This is a genomic window from Bacillus sp. AY2-1 (genome assembly GCF_008368965.1).
In the GTDB taxonomy this organism is placed as follows: Bacteria; Bacillota; Bacilli; order Bacillales; family Bacillaceae_G; genus Bacillus_A; species Bacillus_A thuringiensis_S.
The window spans coordinates 40,016-59,799 of the sequence record NZ_QPEL01000098.1; the positions used below are offsets into that span (position 1 = coordinate 40,016).

A 19,784-nucleotide genomic window follows, 5' to 3' on the forward strand; every position below is an offset into this window, starting at 1 on the left:
TCTCTAAAACTTAATGTGTTGTGATAATTTTTGCATATAGAAGGAACGAATTAAAAGGAAAAATAGAATTTCAACCGTTCCAAAAATCATAAGTACGACTGTAATCTCAGCGAAAAACGAGAGATGTAATATTTCTTGTAGCATCTTTGTCGCAAACATCGTATGGATCGATGACATAATGTAAGGCACGAAGAAAAGAATCGCAAGCTGAATTGTCGCTGAACGTTTCATTTCAGTCTCAGTTAAGCCAATTTTCGTAATCGTTATATATTTTTCTTGCTCATTTGTTAAATCTGTATACATTCGGAAGTAAAGAACACTGCCAGCACCGATAAAGAAAATAACCCCTAGGAAAGTACCAATTAAGAAGAACGAAGCGACATTTAGTTTTGTTTTATATAGAGAATCGCTCGCTTCACTTGCATGGAACGGTGGATGCTCTGCTTGAATCGCTGCATTGTCGTTATCGATTTTTGTTATAAACGCTGAACCGATATTATGTGCTTTCTCCCAATCTGTAACCTTGAAGTTATATACACTCATTTGTTTGGAAACGGTGGATAAGGCTTCTACATTTTCATCAGATAGTATGAGTACTTGGTATATTAAGCTGTTTGGGAATGGGTTATAACTTTTATATTCTTTCACTTGTAGTTGTAAATTGTTTTGAGTAAGTGTAAGAGTATTTTTCTTGTCTTTATTGTGAAGTGTTCCAATAACTTGATCATCTAAGTCTTTCATAAGGATATAAGATTCATTCTTATTCACCGTGAGTTTTTCCCAATTTAACGCCTTAGCAAGTACATTATAGTCACTTTGTTTAATTGCGTAATAGAGCTGTGTGTTATCTTCAGCTGAAGATACTTCATATATATCTGTTTTAAATTTTGTATAAGTAAAGTGCTCTTCATTAAATTTCTGCTCTAACCAGTTTAAATGTTCATCAGCTAATGTATTTTCAGTATGTGATAAATAAGTAAACGGGAAAGGGTTTTGTCTAATCGCATCAAACTTTGTAAATTTCCCGAATCCATATAAGAATGTAATCATTGTAAAAGCGAGCGTCGATAGCATCGCCACAATAAAGAGCATATTAATATTCGTACGAATGCGTGATGCTAAATCAGAAATCCAAAGCATATTAATTCGTTTCATATAAAACGTTCTTCGCATTTTTAAAATACGAATAAGTAAAAAACTAATTTGTGAAAAGAAAAAGTATGTTCCAGCTGCAATAAGCGATGGGATGACAAATATACTAGAGATGGCATATAAAAGCCCAATGATGTCACCTAGCGACATAAAATACAGCGGATTTGCGGCTAACGCATATCCACATATTAAACACATCGCACCAAATAGAGAGATGAGAACGGATGCTTTTCTTTCTTTTTGTTTTGTTCCTTCTTTTAAAAGACGTACGGCTTTTCTCGTACGAATGAGCATGGGTGTAAAAGATGATACGAGAATGAAGAGCCCAAGAAAGATGATGATAGTTAAAACGATAGCACTTGTAGGCGGATATAAATATAAACCAGGTACGTGTGTAATTTTGGCGGTAACTAATAAAAAGAACTGTGAAAAGACGACTCCAAGTTGAATGCCAAAAAATATAGAAAGAGCACCAATTAACATATTTTCTATAAATATGAGTCGTTTTAATTGTTTTTGAGATATGCCAAGTACTGTTAAAATCCCGAACTGTTTTTTTCGTACTTTTAAAAACGTACCGATTGAATACAGTAAAAAGAAAAATGAAAAGAACACAATGACAACTTCTGAAATTGTCATTAATATGTTCAGAGAATAATTCACGTCTGTCATATGCAATTTAGGATGAAATAAATAAACTGCAAATGAGAAAAAGATTGCGATGGAGAACGCACTGCTTACAAAATAGGCGAAATAAGCTCTGGCGTTCCGCGTCACGTTTTTAAATGCAAACTGCCAAAATGTCATTCACCTAGCCTCCTAATGGGGTGAAGATGAGAAGAGCATAAGAAATACTCTTTTCATCAAGTTTGTTTTAAATATTTTGTCCACTCGTGTACTGTGATAATTTTTGCATATAAAGTGAACGAATAAATAAGAAAAATACGATTTCAACGAATCCAAAAATAATAAGAACGGCTGAAACTTCTTTGAACAGAGATAAACCAATTACATCTTGTAGCATTTTTGTTGCGAACATTGTATGAATGGATGCCATAATGTACGGAATGAAAAATAAAATACTAAGTTGAATGGTTGCAGATCGTTTCATCTCTGTATCTGTTACACCGATTTTAGAAATCGTTATATATTTCTCTTGTTCGTTCGTCAAATCCGTATACATTCTAAAGTAAAGAACGCTACCAGCTCCAATGAAGAAGATAACTCCTAAAAATGTCCCGATTAAGAAGAATGCGGCACTACCAGATGTTATTTTGTATAACGATCCTGCTGATTCAAAGGATCGAATAAGAGGTCCTTCATACTGGGATTTATTTCGATCTTTTTGCACCTTTTCTATAAAATTATCAGCAATTTCATATGTCTGTTCCCAGTTTTGAATTTTGTAATTGTATGCTGATATATGTTTTACGGTGTTAGGTAAGTTATTTACGATAATATCAGGCAACACTATCGTTTGATATGAAAAGTCAGATGGGATTGCGTTTACATGCTCATAGCCTTTCACTCGTAATTTCGTATTTGTACTAGAGAGTGTAATGTAATCTCTTTTGTAGCTTTGCTCAAATTCGTTGAATATGGTGATATAAGATGTCCCTGTTAGCACATATGCTTCGTTATCATCCATAAATAGTTGTTTCATTCGTAAAGAATCTGCAAGTTTGTTATAGTCACTTTGCTTAATTGCGTATACGTCATTATAAATGGCTATATCTTTATCTTCTTTTAGTGGTGTTTCATATATATCAGCTTCTATTTTTTGATAAGGGAAATGCTCTTTTTGTAATTGTTGCTCAAGCCAATTTAAATGCTCTGTAACAAAAGGGTTCGCATCATAAGAAAAATAAGAAATTGGAAAAGGAGAAGTTCTATTAACTTCTAGCTTAATAAATTTCCCGAATCCATATAGAAACGTAATCATTGTGAAAGCGATCGTAGATAGCATCGCTACAATAAAAAGCATATTAATATTCGTTCGAATACGGCTCGCTAAATCCGAAATCCAAAGCATATTAATCCGTTTCATATAAAACTTCCTTCTTTTCTTTAAAATATAAATCAGTAAGAAACTAATTTGTGAAAAGAAGAAATATGTTCCGATTGTAACAAGCATTGGGATAACGAAAATACTTGAAACCATATATATAACACCGATTTGCGGGCTTACTGATACGAAATATTTAGGATTTCCAGCTAACGCATAACCACCAAATAAACAAATCGCACCAAATAATGAAACAAGTATGGAGGGTTTTCTTTCTTTTTGTTTTCCACCATTTGTTTTTAAAAGGTGTACCGCTTTTTTTGTACGAATAAGCATTGGTGTGAATGCAGATACAATGATAAAAAGACTAAGGAAAACAATGGTTGTTAGAATAAACGCGTTAGTAGGACCGTATAAATATATTCCTGGAACATGCGTAAGTTTGGCTGTTACTAATAAAAAAAATTGAGAAAAAACAACTCCAAACTGCATGCCGAAAAAGATAGATAAAATCCCGATTAACATATTCTCCATAAAAACAAGACGATGTAATTGTTTTCTCGATATTCCTAAAATGGTCAAAATACCAAATTGTTTTTTTCTAACTTTAAAAAAAGTACCAATAGAATATAGTAAAAAGAAGAAAGAGAAAAATACAATTACTACTTCTGAAAATATCATTAATCCTGAAATTTCAGAGGTCATGCTAAAATTTTGTAATTTCGGATGAAACAAATAAACAGCAAATGAAAAGAACACAGCAATGGAAAAGGAACTACTTACAAAGTAAGCAAAATAAGCTCTTGAATTACGCGTTACATTTTTAAATGCAAATTGCCAAAATGTCATAGATTATACCTCCGGCTAGAAGATATAGAAGTAGTTGTATTGCAAAAAATGTATGAGATTGAGTTCTCATACATTTTGCTTGCATATGTTACGATCATGCTTCGGTCACCTTCTCCGTATGTTCTGCTTGATTATTTGCAGCGTTGTGGAAGATGATTTTAATCGTCGTTCCTTTACCAACTTCAGAATCTAGTTTGACAGAGTGACCTAAATAATCACAAATTTTACTTACAATATAAAGTCCCATACCAGTAGATTCTCCGAATGCGCGACCGTTTTTCCCAGTGTAAAACGGTTCAAATACTCTTCGAATATCTTCTTGCGGAATACCAACACCTTCATCACGAACTTCTAAAATAATATCTTTTCCGTTTCGATAAGCAGATAAGAAAACTTTCTTTCCGCGTTCACCAGAGTAACGAACAGCATTTGTCATTAACTGATAGATGATAAATTTTAGCCATTTCGCATCAGAAGCAACTTTTAAATCAGAATGGACTTCTAAAACAGGGAAGACACCATTACGAATGAATAGTTCTTTTAATCCGTTAATATTTTTTGTTACCGTATCTTTTAATGAAATCGTCTCGACATGGAAATCTTCATGGAAGTTATTTAACCTAGCCATGTATAAAGCCATATCAAGCCCTTGGTTTAGACGCTCTAATTCTTTTTTAAACTTTGGAATTAAATGCTCGTCTTCCATTTCTAGCACCATAAGCTGCATAACAGAAACAGGTGTCTTCATTTGATGTACCCAATGGTTAATAAATAATTGATGTTCTTGTTGTTTTACTTCATACGATTGTAGTTCTTTTTGGAAGAGGCGGTACTGCGTACGCACGAGTTCATTGACACCGTGAGGCATCGGAGCAGTCGCTCTTTCAATAAACGCATCTTCCATTTTTTCTGGTTGCTCACTTAATCTATGGTACATTCTACGATTGCGAACGTAACGATAAGCGAGGAAACAAATAAATAAGTATAAACTTAAAACAACGAAGTAAAATTTATTGTTTTGAAATCCATCTACTGCATCATAAAGAACGAAGATGATACCGAAGTTTAATACGTACAGTAGGAAAAATGCAAAATGATCACGTAAAAATAGCTTCATGCTTATTCACTCCAAGTTGCGTTAAAGCGATATCCAAGTCCACGTACTGTTTCAATAGAGTTCTCAATACCAAGCTCATTAAACTTTTTACGAAGACGCGTAATGTTTACGTTCAATGTATTTTCCTCAACGAAACTTTCATCATCCCAAAGCGCAGCTAATAAATCTTCACGGCTCGCTGTACGAGGGAATTTTGATAATAACATTTCTGCTAAAATAGCTTCTTTCTTCGTTAAAAGAACTTGTTCAGATCCAAAATGAATTTCTGGACGTTCTGGAAATAGTTTTAACCCTTCTACTTCAACGATACGTTCAGAAATATTTGGTGCATAATCACCGTAAATACGGCGTAATTGTCCTTTGATTTTCGCCATTACAACGTCGTAGTGGAACGGCTTTGTAATGTAATCATCCGCACCGCTTTCAATCGCCATAATTTGTTCCATCTCACCAGCACGCGCTGAAATGAAAATAATTGGACAAGTAGATTCATGACGAATTTGACGGCACCAGTAGAAACCATCGAATTTCGGTAAGTTTACATCAAGTAAAACAAGATGTGGTTTCACAGCGTTAAACGATTCCATAATATCATCGAAATTCTCCGCTACAACAGCCTCATAACCGTACTTCTGAATGTGAGATTGCAGTAATGATGAAATATTTGGATCGTCTTCAACGATTAAAATTTTATACATATGTATATTCCTCCTCAAAAAAAACAATTGTAGCTATAGTGTATCATGTGTTTCAAGTCTTTTCATTATGTTGAAAGATAAGCTAGTAAACAGTATAGGTTAAAAGTTAGAAAAGTAAAAAGTATTATAGGAATAATTCAATATATTTTCCTTTTAAATATATGAATGAATAAAAAGTATTATATTTTTTATGAAATTTGGAACTTTATTTTGCTTACCGTCCAATATATAGTGAGAACATCGTTAAGGAGGGGGCACTACTTGGCAAGTAATGAAGATATACATATTTGGATAGAGCGTTTACTAAAAGGTGACGAGGAGGCTTTTGAATTTATATTTAACTTAACGAGTCAGAGAGTCTATGAAACCGTCTTTGCTATAGTTAAAAATCGGCATGATACAAATGAAATCGTAAATGAAATCTACTTTCAACTTTGGAAATCTATTTCAACATATGATCAATCTAGACCGTTTCTATTTTGGTTGAATGGAATTGTTTACAAACAGATTAGTCAATGGAGAAAACACATATGGAAGAGGCTGCGCTTATTTGAAAAACAACAACTAAGTGATGAGACAGTTGTAGAAGTTCCAGAAAAAGTATTATTAAGAAAAGAAACAGAAGAGCTGCTTTCCTTTTTAACCTGCGTAATCTTTAGATTTTATTCAATATAGAGTAATTGGCGTAGGGTACAAAATAAAAAGGGGCGTATAGATGATTGACAATTAACTAAAATCATTTTAACATTTAGATAAATATCTAAATGTCTAATTAATGAGGGGAAGAAAGACATTGAATCAAGCATTCAAAGCATTAGCAGATCCAACAAGGCGAAAAATTTTAGATTTATTAAAAGAAGGCGATCTAACCGCTGGTGAGATCGCTGAACATTTCAATATGACAAAACCAAGTATTTCACACCACTTAAACGCACTTAAAAATGCTGAACTTATTCAAGATGAAAAGAAAGGGCAATTCGTTGTGTACTCTTTAAACACAACGGTCTTTCAAGATTTGTTGACTTGGGTGTTTACATTTACGAATAAGGGGGAAGAGGGGAAATGAAAAAACATCTTTTTGCAATCTTATTAATCGTTATAACTTGTTTAGCTTGGGCGTTTGCTTGGCCGCATTTGCCGGATACAATTGCGACACATTGGAGCGGCGGTAAGGTAGATGGCTATTCGTCTAAATTTTACGGAATGGTTTCTATGGTCGGAATTATGATTGCATTATATATATTTCTAAATGTGATACCAAAGATTGATCCAAGGAAAGCAAATTACGAGAAATTTTCTAAAGCCTTTATGATGATGAATAATGGGGTACTATTGCTACTATTTGTAGGAAATATAGATATTATTACAAGTGGATTAGGATATAACTTATTCATTAATCGGGTGCCTGAATTATTAGTTGGTGTTTTATTTTTAGTAATGGGTAATTATTTACCACAGTGTAAGCCAAACTTTTTTGTCGGGATGCGTAATCCATGGACGTTAAGTAATGAAGAAGTATGGCGGAAAACACATCGGTTTAGCGGAAAAGTATTTGTGGCGTTAGGAGTTATTATGATTATAAGTGTTTTCGCTCCGGCTGATTGGAGAACTTATATAATGCTTGGGATTATAGTAGTTGCTGTCATTATAACGAATTTATATTCTTACGTTTTGTATAAAAAAGAAATACAAATGTGAGTTATATTAGTCAAATTTTATATTTATAGTTTCTATGTGTTAAGGGATTTTAATACTCAGTGGGAATAATGAAAAGCTCACTGAGTAAATTTTTCGTTTTAAGGTCTGAAAATTCAATCGAAAAGGTGATTTGGGGGGGATTTACATGTTAGAAATTATAAATTTTAGCAAGACATATAAAGACGGTAAGAAAGCAGTTGATCATTTGAATATTGCTGTTAAAGCAGGGGATATCTTTGGATTTATTGGACATAACGGTGCGGGGAAAAGTACAACAATTAAGTCGTTAGTAGGAGTTATAGATTTTGAAGAGGGTGAAATTTTTATTGATGGACATTCAGTAAAAAAGGATCCGATTGCATGTAAGAGAGTAATGGCGTATATTCCTGATAATCCAGATTTATATGAGCAATTAACAGGAATTCAATATTTGAACTTTGTTGCGGATGTGTTTAAAGTGCCTGCGAGGGATCGGGAAGAACAGATACAGAAGTATGGGGATGCTTTTGAGATTACACCGTACTTAGGGGACTTAATATCTTCTTATTCACACGGTATGAAACAAAAAGTAGCGATTATATCGGCGGTTTTACATAAACCAAAATTATTAGTTTTAGATGAACCTTTCGTTGGTCTTGATCCAAAGGCAGCCGTAGTATTGAAAGGTATTATGAAAGAGCTTTGTGAAAAAGGAAGTGCGATTTTCTTTTCTACGCACGTTTTAGATGTAGCTGAGAAGTTATGTAATAAAGTAGCGATGATTAATAGAGGGAAATTAGCACTTTCAGGAGAAGTAAATTCTTTAATTAAGGAAGGCTCATTGGAAGAGCTCTTTATGAAGGAGCTTGCTAATGAATACTAATAGTTTAGGTCTTTTGAAAATTCGGTTGATAACGCAGCTCGGTTTAAACACCTTTAAATACGAAAAAGATAAGAAAAAGAAGCAGAATAAGATTTTGCTGACAGCATCTATTGCTCTAGTTGGTGTCATGTTAATGTTATATTGCGGAGCTTCGGCATATGGGTTGGTAAAACTAGGAATGAGTGAAATTATTCCCGTCTATGCACTAGTTATTAGCAGTGTATTAACGTTGTTTTTCACTATATTTAAGGCAAATGGAGAAATTTTTGCTTTTAAGGATTACGACTTTTTAATGTCATTGCCGATTCGCGTAAGTACTGTTATTGCAAGTAGATTTTTGTATTTATACCTGCTGAATACAATCTTTTCAATCATAATCATGCTACCAATGGGAGTTGTGTATTGTATACATGAAAATCCATCAGTTTCTTTTTACTTTATGTGGTTCATCAGTATGTTTATCGCATCTTTAATCCCAACAACAATCGCAGCAATCTTTGGAGCTTCGATTACGGCAATCGCTTCTAAATTTAAAAATACGAATAAAATAACTACGATTTTAAGTTTTATAGTAATTATTACATTCGGTTCCTTTATGCTAAAAAACGGAAATGCTCAATATAGCCTTAATGATATGAACGGAATTGGTGCAATTGTTTCGGAGCAATTAACTAAAGTGTATCCATTAGCTAACATGTTTCAAAAAGCAATTGTTAATGCTGATATGGTAGCTTTCATCTTATTTGTGGGGATATCAGTGATTTGGTATTATCTTTTTATAAAAATACTTTCGTTAAAATATAAGCAAATAAACACAGGGATCACCACTTATCATATGCTTTCAAATTATGAGATTAATAGCATGAAAAAAGAGAGTGTATTGGTCGCATTGTATAAAAAAGAGCTGACACGTTTCTTCTCTTCTACAGTGTATGTTATAAATAGTGGAATGGGAGTCGTGATGGCGCTAGCTTTCTCGCTAGCTATAGTTGTAGTAGGACCAAGCCAATTAATAGCGTATCCTGGAATTGAGCCCCTGTTGCAAAAAATTGCCCCATTTGCTATTGCAGCAGCGATTTCGATGACATGTACAACATGTGTGTCATTGTCTTTAGAAGGAAAAAATGTATGGATTATTAAATCATTGCCTATAGCGCCAAAGGTGATTTATGATAGTAAAATTCTTATGAATCTTTCATTGAGTATACCTGCATCACTTATTAGTGCTGTATTACTAATAATCGGGTTAAAGCTAGATGTTTGGAGTTCTCTTTTCATCGTCATAACACCGATAATATATTCATTATTTTCAGCAGTATGGGGGATTTTCATTAATAATCGATTTGGTTATTATGATTGGGTATCAGAAACTCAAGTAGTAAAACAAAGTATAGGATCGTTTGTTGGTATGTTTGGTGGCTTAATTGTGGCGGTTATACCTGCCTTGTTAATTGGTACTGCTACTATCTCGAACTACAGAGTATTTACTTTTGCAGTTATTATAGTGCTTACGATTATTACTATTTTCTTGTATAAGAACGAGTCGAGAAGAAGTATAAAATAAAGGAGCTGCTTTTCCTTTAAAAAGGAAGAGTAGCTTCTTTATTTTGGAAAGGTTAGATTCTTATATTACTTTTTTAAAACAGGTACCCATATTTCACTTCTGAAATTCGGAGAGGATACGTCTTTACTTTCATTCCACAATATCTCTGGTCCTTCCGCTAGTTCATAGTTCGAAGAAGGGAACCATTCAGAATAAATACGTCCCCACACATTTTGTAATGCATCAGGAAATGGACCGACAGCTTCAAATATAGCCCATGTTGAAGCTGCGACTTCAAGTTGCGCGAATTGCTCTGGACAATCTTTCGTTGTGGCTACTCCAATATAGTGATCAAGTTCTCCTTTTTCCTCCATTCTCCCTTCAGAAAAATTAGTAGAGGCACTAATAATTCCAGTAGGTTCAATGTTTGAAAGGGACTTTAATGTTTGAATGGAGTCTGGGTTTAAACTTTTCCACATAGAAGCGATTTCTTCATTTACACCATTGAAAATGATTGATACTCGTTTTGTAATACCTATAATTCGAAATGGCTCTTTTTCTTCAATTCGATAATTCATTTCATTTCCTCCTTGAATGGATAACTGGAAGGTCATTGGTGAATAAGCCTTCAAAGAATGGCTACTATTTCGGGCCTCTGAAGGTGTTATACCGTGCAAGTTTTGAAATGCACGAGCGAATGAATCTGGTGAGTTGTAGCCATATTTTATAGCGACATCAATGACTTTTACATTGCTGTTTTTTAGTTCAAAGGCAGCGAGAGTAAGACGTCTACAGCGAATATAATCAGATAGTGATATGCCTGCTAAAAACGAAAACATTCTTTTAAAGTGATACTCAGAACAGAGAGCTAGCCTCGCAACTTCTTTAAAATCAATTTCATTCGTAAGGTTACCTTCAATATAGTGCATTGCATTATTCATATTTTTAAGTGAATCCATATTATGACCTCCTCTGTACATAGAATAACAGGAACGAAATAACCCCATCCGACATTTCGTGCACAACTTTGTAGGTGCATTTTTTACCTTACAAAATTGTAATGTTCCTGTAAGGAGAATGAATGGATGGTATGATATCCCAATGTTATAGTAGCAAAGTACTTTAATTCATTATGTTAACTTTTTGATGTCTTTACTTATGTGCCTTACATAACTGTCATGTTTGTGTAAGAAACATCGATAGTGGCAAGAGTAGAGAGTGTATATAGTTGAAAATAGAGAATAGAAGAAATGAGGGATGTCGAGATGAAAACAGTGTTAGAAGCAAAAAATATCGAAAAAGTGTATGACACGGGTGGTAATAAATTTGCAGCGTTAAAAGGTATTAACTTACAAGTAAAAGAAGGTGAATTCGTTGGAATTATGGGACCTTCTGGTTCTGGTAAGACGACTTTACTAAATGTTCTTTCTACAATTGATAATGCGACGAACGGTGAAATTTTAATTGATGGAAAAGATATTGTGAAGATGAATGATGATAAGTTAGCGTTATTCCGCCGCGATCATTTAGGTTTCATTTTCCAAGATTATAATTTATTAGATACGTTAACAGTGAAAGAGAATATCGCTTTACCACTTGCGTTATCAAAGGTGAAAGCGAGTGAGATTGATCGCCGCGTTCTTGAAATCTCAAAGAAATTCGGTATTGATCATATTTTAAGTCAGTTCCCATATCAAGTGTCGGGTGGACAGAAGCAGCGCTGCGCAGCATCACGTGCAATTGTTACGAATCCAAGTATGATTTTCGGAGACGAGCCAACTGGAGCGCTTGATTCTAAATCTGCAACAGATTTACTTGAAAGTATGAAGTCATTAAATGAATATGATAACTCAACAATTTTAATGGTAACGCATGATGCATTTGCAGCAAGTTATTGTAAACGAGTTATTTTCATTAAAGATGGTGAACTATATAAAGAATTGCACCGCGGTGAATCAACGCGTAAACAGTTCTTCCAAAAAGTCGTTGACGTAATGTCTTCTATTTCTGGAGGTATGGCCGATGACCTTATCTAGCATTGCCCTCCGCAACATACAGCGGAACTTTAAAGACTACTTTGTATATTTCGCATCTATGATTTTTAGTATTGTTATTTATTTTACATTTAAAGCACTGCAATATAATTCACAAATGGAAAAAGCAGCAGAAGCTTCTAAAAAGATTAGTGGTGCATTTCAAGTTTCCAGTGTGATGCTTATCATTTTCGTAGCAGTGTTTATTATATATTCGAACGGATTCTTTACACGTAAACGTAAAAAAGAAGTTGGCTTATATTCGTTATTAGGTATCCGTAAAAGACAAATTGGTAAAATGCTCTTTTATGAAAATATGTTAATGGGATTAATGTCATTAGTAATCGGGATTGCAATCGGTAGTGTCCTTTCAAAATTATTCCTTGAGTTATTAGTAAATATGATGGGATTAAATTTAAACGTTCATTTTGAAGTACCAATGGCAGCAATTATTGATACAGCAATTATTTTCTTTGTGATTATTTTATATACATCACTCCAAGGATATCGTTTAATTTATCGCTTTAAGTTAATTGAACTTTTCCGCGCAGAACGTGAAGGAGAAGCACTGCCAAAAGGATCTGTCATTATGGCGTTAATTTCAGTTTTCTTAATCGGCTCAGGTTATTTCTTAGCGTTAATGTTTATGAAAGCAGTTATGTATGCAAACTTTATGGCAGTCGCACTTTATATATTACTTGCGACAGTATTAGGTACGTATTTACTATTTATGTTCTTTACAGTATTCGTATTGAAACGTGCAAGAAATAATAAATCATCGTTTTATAACGGTATGAATATGGTAACGACGTCACAGTTACTATATCGTATTAAAGGAAATGCAAAGTCACTTGCGACGATTTCTATTTTAAGTGCGGTAACATTAACAGCGGTTGGTACGTCAGTTACGATGTATTACAACACATTTACACAATCAAAAGCAGCTATGCCATACAGTTATTCTTACGAGAAAAAAGATGCAGAGCTTGATAAGAAAGTAAATGCGATTTTTGCAGAAGAGAAGAAAGATCATCCGATCAAAGATCAAGTTGAAATTGAGACAGTTCCTGTAAAAGGGAAGTTTGAAGGAGATAAAGTTGATTTCATTCTTAATATGAATTACACGATTTCAGAGAAATATCAATTTATGTCTCAATCTGAATTTAACAAGCTTGCTAAAAAAATTGATGCGGAAACAGTGAATGTAGCTACTGGCGAAGCATTTATATATGATAGTTCTTATATGGAAGGGTATGAGTTTAGCCCCGAATATAAAGGAAATAAAGCGGTATTCCAAATTGAAAATGAAACGAAGACGTTGAAAATCCAAGGTGCAAATAATAATGCAATTACAAACTTAGGTGAACTAGTTGTTGTCGTTTCAGATGAAATGTATGAACAAGCGAAACAAGCATTTGGAACACGTATTGTAAAAAATATTGATGTAAAAGATGAAAGAAACAGTAAAGTGTTAACGGAAAAATTAGCAAAAGTGATGCCAACTGGTGTATCAGAAATGGCACCACCATTTAGAGACTTCTATACTGGTTTCCATATGGGACTGGAAGCAACTGGACTAATGATGTTCATCGGACTATTCTTAGGTTTAGTCTTCCTATTAGCGACAGGCTCAATCATTTACTTTAAGCAGCTTACAGAAGCAAGTGCTGACCGTGATCGTTACATTGTCCTTCATAAAGTCGGGGTAACGAAACAAGAAATGAAAAAAGCTATTGCAAAACAAGTGAGCTTTATCTTTGCAATTCCACTAGTAATCGGAATTCTGCACAGCTTGTTTGCATTAAAAGGTTTAGGGAACATACTGCCATTTGAAATTATGATTCCGCTTTTAATTAGTATTGGAGTATATAGTGTTATTTATATTGGATATTACTTCATCACAGTTCGTTCTTATTATAAAATCGTGAGTGCGAAGTAATAAAGGGACAGCTATCGTAATAGGGATAGCTGTTTTTTTATTCTTCATAAAATCTTAAGAAACTTCCTCAATTTTTATTAAGAAACGATAGTTATACTTAGAAACAAGTTAAAAACTATTGAACGAATGGGGAGAAGGTTACATGCAACTCATAACATTCTTACATGAATTTATTAAACATCCGAAACATACTGGTGCAATTGCGCCAAGTTCAAAAATATTAGCAAAGAAGATGGTAGATGTAATTGATTTTAATAGAGCGAAATGCATTGTAGAGCTAGGGCCGGGTACAGGAGCTTTTACGAAAGAAATTATGAAGAGAAAGAAGAAGGAGACATTATTTCTTCTTATTGAAATTAATGAAGTATTTTTCAAAGAGTTAAAGAGAAAATTTAAAGATGAGCAGAATGTGATTGTTATACATGGCTCAGCGGAAAATATAAAGAAGTATAGGGAACAATTGAATATAGAATGTATTGATTACATCTTATCAGGATTGCCTTTCACTTCTTTACCAGAAGAGGTTTCAAAGCGCATTTTAAACAGCGTAATGGAAACGATACATGAGAATGGAGAATTTATTACATTTCAATATTCACTTGTGAAAAAAGGATTTATACAGCATTTCTTCCCTGAAATTACACTAGAAAAAGTGTGGTTCAATTTCCCGCCAGCTTACGTCTTTAGCTGTAAAAAAGAGCTAAGGAGAGCATATGCATAATGGAGCTAAATGAATTAATGTCATACATTGAGCAGTATGGTTATTGGGCTTTATTTTTCTGTTTATGGTTAGGTATTATCGGTATGCCGATTCCAGATGAAATGATTGTAATGAGCGGTGGATTAGTATCATCGATGGGTATATTGGATTTGATTCCCGCCTTTTTACTAACGTATTTAGGCGTTGTATCCGGCCTTTCTTTAGGGTATATACTCGGGAAAATTTTTGGCATAAAAATACTTAATAAATTGATGAAAAAGAAAAAGACGAAGTATCTTTTAAAATCGCAAGAGATGATAGCAAAATATGGTCATTATACATTAGTTATAAGTTATTTTATACCTGTTGTGAGGCATATTGTACCGTATTTAGTAGGAATGAATAACATGTCTTTTAAAACGTATGCGATTTATTCATATGTAACAGGATTTGTATGGACGTTAGTTTATTTCTTACTAGGTTCTATATTTGGAAAGCATATAGAAGTAATAGTAACACTTGCGACCGAGTACGGTATATATTTTGGTGGCATTGTTATTGTAGTTTGTAGTATTTCTTATATGTATATGCATAAGAAGAATGCCGTAGTGAGTGAAATAAAGCAACATTCATAGTTTGGTAAATGATGCTGGAGGAGATTTTGTGAGTAAAGGAACGATACTTATCGTGGACGATGAGAAGGAAATTAGAAAACTTATCGCCAGATATTTAAAAGTGAAATCTAAATGGATTGAAAGTATGAAATAGGAAAAAGTACAAGATGAAGAAATACCCGCTAAAGCAAAAGAAAAAGTAACAATAAAACATGCTGATTTATAGAAATGATAAGTCGGATTTGATAGAAAAAGTAACGAGAAAAATTTGAATGTTTTGGGGTTTTGTGGTGATTTCTAAATTTTTTATAAAGAAGATAAAGTTTATCATAACTTTATTTAAACTGCATTTCTTCTGTGTACGATGACTAGTATTCTATAGTATGTAGATAAAAAATAGTAAGGAGTAGCAGGATAATTAAGCAGGTTTCTAAGAAGAAAATATTATTATTTCTTTCAATTATTCTTTTGGCTTTATTGGCGGTGTATGTATGTACAAATAATAAGCATGTCCAAAATATTGTTCATAATATAGAAGACATTTATAAAGTATATAAAGAGAATCAAGCATTGAAAGGGAAAATTGAACATCAAGAATCATTAAAGGGTAAAGTGCAAATGTTAAGTGAGGAGAAAGAAAATCTTACTAAACTTATCAATAAAACGAAAGAATTAAAGGAACAAGGAAAATACAATCTAATTCAAGCTACAGTAGTAAGGCGTGAAGCAGAAGATTGGTATGGAAAAATCTCTCTTGAGAGAGGGGCACAACATGGTGTAAAGGTTGGTATGGCTGTTATTACAGTGAACGGTTTTATTGGAAAGGTAGATAGTGTAGATCAATATACATCTGTTGTGAAATTAATTACGAGTGATGAACGAACGAATCGTTTAGCAATCACCCTTCAAAATAATTCATCCATTTTAGGATTTGTTACAGGGTATGATAAGAAAAAACAGGCCCTTCGAATTGATAATATCCCATCAGATAAAGTGAAAGAAATAAAAATAGGTGATAGCATTATTACCTCTGAATTGAGTCAGAAAATACCACCAGGTCTTGAAGTAGCAGAGGTACTAGAACAAGAACAAGATCAATATGGTCTTACTTATACTATTTATGCAAAACCAAAGGCGAATTTATATGATTTAGAATATGTTATTTTAATACAACCTAAATAATAGTTTTATATAGAGTCCATCAGAGGTGGATTAGAAACGAAGAGAATTAATGTAAAGTAAAGAGTGAGAGGGATAAGGAAAGGTAAAACGGTACTAAATTTAATAACATGTGGGTATATCTTTATATCGTTGTTATCTTATCTTTATCTCGGACAATTATAATGAAGAGGTAAACTGATGATAAGTGCAAAGTTATTAAGTATTACAGAGGGGCTTTTTTTGTCCATTTCTAATGTTAATGATTTATATAACTTTTTAAATAGACTAGAAAACCTATAAAATATCCTTCGAATTTATATTTATAAATATATTATTTAAGTGTGAGAATATTGATGTCATCTTCGTGAGAACAAAGTAAAGGTATATGAATCGGATTGTGAAACTAATAATATTAATATAATGATTTTCAGGTAGTATACATTACAAAAATGTAAGGATAATGTAAGAGGAATCAATATTGCTGTTTGTCGGGAAAAGATAAAATGATAGTTAGTGGCTATGAAAATAGCATGATCGTAGCACTAGCCACATGACAGGAGGCAATATGAAAGCTTTAATATTTGAAGAGAACGTTGTACAAAGAGGGGATAGTAAAAAGGTGAATGTAGTATACCACGCTGTAGAGAATCGTGGGTGTAAAGTGTGTTATTAAAACTTTCTATTTCCAGTATGAAAAAAATGATAAAGGATTACATCGTTTTACTAATAGGTCTTGTAATCTCAATTTCTATTTTTTATATGTTTCAAACGCTTGCGTTAAATAAAGAGTTTACAATGAATAACAGTATTATTGGTTCAATTGTATTTGTATTTCAAATAGGCTCTGTTTTGGTAGCGTTTATTACATTCTTTTATATTTTTTATGCAAACTCTTTTCTACTTTCACTCCGGCAGAAAGAGCTTGGTATGTACCTTGTATTAGGGGCGAAAAAGAGTAAAATTAGTCAACTTTTATTTTTTGAGACGTTCATTATGGGAATGATTTCACTAGTGCTAGGTAGTGTATTCGGAGCCATTCTTTCTAATTTCGTTAGCAAATTTCTAACGAAACAATTGGAAATTTCAGCGGAAGGTTATCAAGCATTTTATGGTCCTGCATTCAAAATAACATTTATATTCTTTAGTGTGTTATTTCTACTTACATCCGTTGTGAATGTGATTCGTATAGCACTTAAAACAGAACTAGATTTAATTCGTACAGAGGAGCAAACGGAGCGCATACGAATGAAAGGACCAGCCACAATATTGTTACTTTTATGTAGTTTGCTAGGACTAGGTGTAGGGTATTATTTCGTACTCTTCGTAGGAATAAAGGGCGCTGGAGCCATTATGCTTCCACTATTCACGATTACAATCGGGACATATCTTATATTTATTTCGTTCTTACCTATGATTGTTAACAGGTTAAAGAAAACGCGCTATTTAAATGAGAAGAAATTAAATGCATTTACATTTGCACAATTGCAGTTTCGTGTAAGTAGTTTGGCGAAAATATTAGGCACGGTAACGATGCTAATTGGACTGGGTGTGGGGGCAATGGCTGGTGGCATGTCTTTACAGAAAAACGTAATCCTTACAGCAGAAAGAATGTCAGGTTATGATATTACAATTCATGATCCAGAAGCAGAGGATTATAAAGCTATGGAAAAAATGAAAATTGTAGATAAAAAACAATATAAATATAAAGTTAATAATGAGGCTGTTTACTATTTAAAAGAAGAATTATTGGAGAACCCTCCACTGTTATTTGGAAAGAAAGAGACAACACATATTACTGAACAACTTCCATCTTCGAGCTATAGGATGTTTAAGAGGGAGGAAGTTGATCCATCTAGTTCTACGTTACCACTGAATTGGGATAAGAGTATGGATAGTGATTTTAGATCGAATATTTCTGTATATGATCGTAAACCTGTCTATATCGTCGATGAAAAACGTTATGAAGCGATCCAAGGGAATGAGCATACATTTTTTATTGCTAAAGTAGATAATATTTTAAGGTATAAAACAGAGTTAAAAGAGATGGATGATCGTCAAATCGAAAAAATAGCCGCTACTATTAATAAGCCTAAGGAAGATGTATATTTACCGACAAACTATAGTGATTATGAATCTATGCTTGCCTTTTCAAAAGGAACTTCCTTTATGGGATTCTTTTTAGGCCTTGCTTTTTTAGCTATGATGGCAAGTTGTTTAATGTTTAAGATCCTTTCTGGAGCTACGAAAGATATAGGGCGTTATGAGATGCTTCGGAAAATTGGGGTACGTAAAGAATTACTTATAAAATCTATGTATAAAGAATTAGGCATTGTATTTCTATTTCCAGCTATATTGGGTCTTATACACGTTTTGGTAGGAATGAATGTATTTACATTTGTTAAATTTTTTGTGAATCCATATGTGAATATTGGACTTCCGATTTGTATATTTTTAATTATTTACGTTGTTTACTATTTGATCACTATTCAATTATATAAGGGGATTGTCCTCCCAAAGAAAAAATAGAATATAGAATTCAAGGGTCTCAAACTTATTATAGTTTGGGACTTTTGAATATTATTAAGGAGAAATCAAGGAATCCCTCTACTATTTTTAAGGAAATACATCTATACATAGAGATTAGTGTAATTAATTACACTAATTGAATTTTTAAGTGAAATATATCGTATCTGCATCTTATATTTATATAGCTTGTTTAGTCTATAAATACCCCCAAGCTGGTATTTAAAAAAGTATACAGGGAGAAAATGAAATGAGAAAAAAATTTTACCAATTTGTGCGATGGCACTTTTATCAATAGGATATTCATCGTTAGCTAGCGCATCTACTGGAACAACGTCAAAGGGAGAGGTATCAGCACAAGCATTAGAAAAAAAGGAAGCAGAATTTCATGCTTGGCAAAAAGAGGCGTTAGAGAAGAAGAAAGCAGCAATGCAGGAGCAAAAAAAATCATTAGAACGAGCAGAAGCCGTGATTCAGGATCAACAAAAAGAAGTATTAGGGAAAAAGAAAGCAACGATTCAATCACAACAAAAGAATGATATAGAGAAAAAAGAAGTAGCGAAACAATGATGATACCAAGTGCATGTTTTGTGGCATTAGGATCTGTATTTGGATTTATTCGTCGTAAGATTAAAGTATAAAATTTGTATTAGCCTATAAAAAATGGATGAATTAAAAGTGAAACTTGTAAATTTTATTGGATTTCCTTTTATATTAATTTGGTTATTGAGCATATAGGTGAACAGTAATCATTTGGATAGGAACTATGGTTGGAATGAGTTTGAGATATTGAAAAAGCTTTGCGAGGATACGCAAAGCTTTTTGTATAGTTTATTTTCTTTCGATTCACATTGCAAATAAGGAGAAAGAGGATCCTCTATGTTTGAGTT

General features: G+C 33.2%; 16 protein-coding genes and 2 pseudogenes. 13 read left to right on the top strand and 5 right to left on the bottom strand.

From position 1 onward, the window contains the following. Positions 1-3 precede the first annotated feature (3 nt). From DN403_RS21515 to DN403_RS21530, 4 genes are all read right to left on the bottom strand, one after another. Complete coding sequence (locus tag DN403_RS21515; RefSeq protein ID WP_000145001.1) at positions 4-1,959, bottom strand: FtsX-like permease family protein; 1,956 nt, start codon at positions 1,957-1,959, stop codon at positions 4-6. Positions 1,960-2,026: 67 nt separating this feature from the next. After that, positions 2,027-4,006, bottom strand: coding sequence for an ABC transporter permease (locus tag DN403_RS21520; protein WP_000145076.1), 1,980 nt, complete (start codon positions 4,004-4,006; stop codon positions 2,027-2,029). Positions 4,007-4,100: 94 nt separating this feature from the next. Continuing rightward, positions 4,101-5,123, bottom strand: a complete 1,023-nt coding sequence (locus DN403_RS21525) for a sensor histidine kinase (RefSeq protein WP_000765341.1) — start codon at positions 5,121-5,123, stop codon at positions 4,101-4,103. Between the two features lie 2 nt (positions 5,124-5,125). Then, a complete protein-coding gene (locus tag DN403_RS21530; RefSeq protein ID WP_000276738.1) occupies positions 5,126-5,821 on the bottom strand; it encodes a response regulator transcription factor in 696 nt (231 codons plus the stop codon). Between the two features lie 261 nt (positions 5,822-6,082). On the opposite strand from DN403_RS21530, the gene DN403_RS21535 reads away from it, so the two are divergent. The 5 genes from DN403_RS21535 to DN403_RS21555 all read left to right on the top strand — a co-directional run bounded on the left by DN403_RS21535 (position 6,083) and on the right by DN403_RS21555 (position 9,945). Beyond that, positions 6,083-6,496 carry a sigma factor gene (locus tag DN403_RS21535; RefSeq protein ID WP_000157858.1) on the top strand — a complete coding sequence of 138 codons (414 nt, stop codon included), beginning with the start codon at positions 6,083-6,085 and terminating at the stop codon, positions 6,494-6,496. A gap of 118 nt (positions 6,497-6,614) precedes the next feature. Then, positions 6,615-6,887, top strand: coding sequence for an autorepressor SdpR family transcription factor (locus DN403_RS21540; protein ID WP_001070526.1), 273 nt, complete (start codon positions 6,615-6,617; stop codon positions 6,885-6,887). After that, complete coding sequence (locus DN403_RS21545) at positions 6,884-7,519, top strand: SdpI family protein (RefSeq protein WP_000716351.1); 636 nt, start codon at positions 6,884-6,886, stop codon at positions 7,517-7,519. Before DN403_RS21540 ends, DN403_RS21545 begins: the two co-directional genes overlap by 4 nt. A gap of 145 nt (positions 7,520-7,664) precedes the next feature. Further along, positions 7,665-8,381, top strand: coding sequence for an ABC transporter ATP-binding protein (locus DN403_RS21550; protein WP_000889752.1), 717 nt, complete (start codon positions 7,665-7,667; stop codon positions 8,379-8,381). Next, the gene (locus DN403_RS21555; protein WP_098829215.1) at positions 8,371-9,945 is read left to right on the top strand and encodes a permease; all 1,575 of its coding nucleotides are present in this window, start codon (positions 8,371-8,373) and stop codon (positions 9,943-9,945) included. Before DN403_RS21550 ends, DN403_RS21555 begins: the two co-directional genes overlap by 11 nt. A 65-nt stretch (positions 9,946-10,010) precedes the next feature. Here DN403_RS21555 and DN403_RS21560 read toward each other — a convergent pair whose 3' ends face one another. Next, complete coding sequence (locus DN403_RS21560; protein WP_149185730.1) at positions 10,011-10,883, bottom strand: AraC family transcriptional regulator; 873 nt, start codon at positions 10,881-10,883, stop codon at positions 10,011-10,013. 306 nt (positions 10,884-11,189) lie between these two features. Between DN403_RS21560 and DN403_RS21565 the strand changes: the two genes are divergently transcribed. From DN403_RS21565 to DN403_RS21600, 8 genes and pseudogenes are all read left to right on the top strand, one after another. After that, on the top strand, positions 11,190-11,960 hold the full coding sequence (locus DN403_RS21565) for an ABC transporter ATP-binding protein (protein WP_000859656.1): 771 nt from the start codon (positions 11,190-11,192) through the stop codon (positions 11,958-11,960). Next, positions 11,947-13,896, top strand: a complete 1,950-nt coding sequence (locus tag DN403_RS21570) for an ABC transporter permease (protein WP_000176144.1) — start codon at positions 11,947-11,949, stop codon at positions 13,894-13,896. Before DN403_RS21565 ends, DN403_RS21570 begins: the two co-directional genes overlap by 14 nt. Positions 13,897-14,038: 142 nt before the next feature. Then, positions 14,039-14,617 carry a class I SAM-dependent methyltransferase gene (locus DN403_RS21575; RefSeq protein WP_001176071.1) on the top strand — a complete coding sequence of 193 codons (579 nt, stop codon included), beginning with the start codon at positions 14,039-14,041 and terminating at the stop codon, positions 14,615-14,617. Next, positions 14,617-15,231: a DedA family protein gene (locus DN403_RS21580; protein WP_000422376.1), complete on the top strand. Its 615-nt coding sequence runs from the start codon at positions 14,617-14,619 to the stop codon at positions 15,229-15,231. The genes DN403_RS21575 and DN403_RS21580 overlap by 1 nt, the downstream gene beginning before the upstream one ends. A gap of 28 nt (positions 15,232-15,259) precedes the next feature. Next, a pseudogene (locus DN403_RS32360) lies at positions 15,260-15,331 on the top strand (DNA-binding response regulator); the annotation flags it as partial. A gap of 293 nt (positions 15,332-15,624) precedes the next feature. Then, positions 15,625-16,392, top strand: a complete 768-nt coding sequence (mreC, locus tag DN403_RS21590; protein ID WP_033668709.1) for a rod shape-determining protein MreC — start codon at positions 15,625-15,627, stop codon at positions 16,390-16,392. Positions 16,393-17,034: 642 nt separating this feature from the next. Then, positions 17,035-18,897, top strand: a complete 1,863-nt coding sequence (locus DN403_RS21595) for an FtsX-like permease family protein (RefSeq protein WP_042595993.1) — start codon at positions 17,035-17,037, stop codon at positions 18,895-18,897. 276 nt (positions 18,898-19,173) lie between these two features. Next, a pseudogene (locus tag DN403_RS21600) lies at positions 19,174-19,535 on the top strand (cell surface protein). Positions 19,536-19,784: the final 249 nt, after the last annotated feature.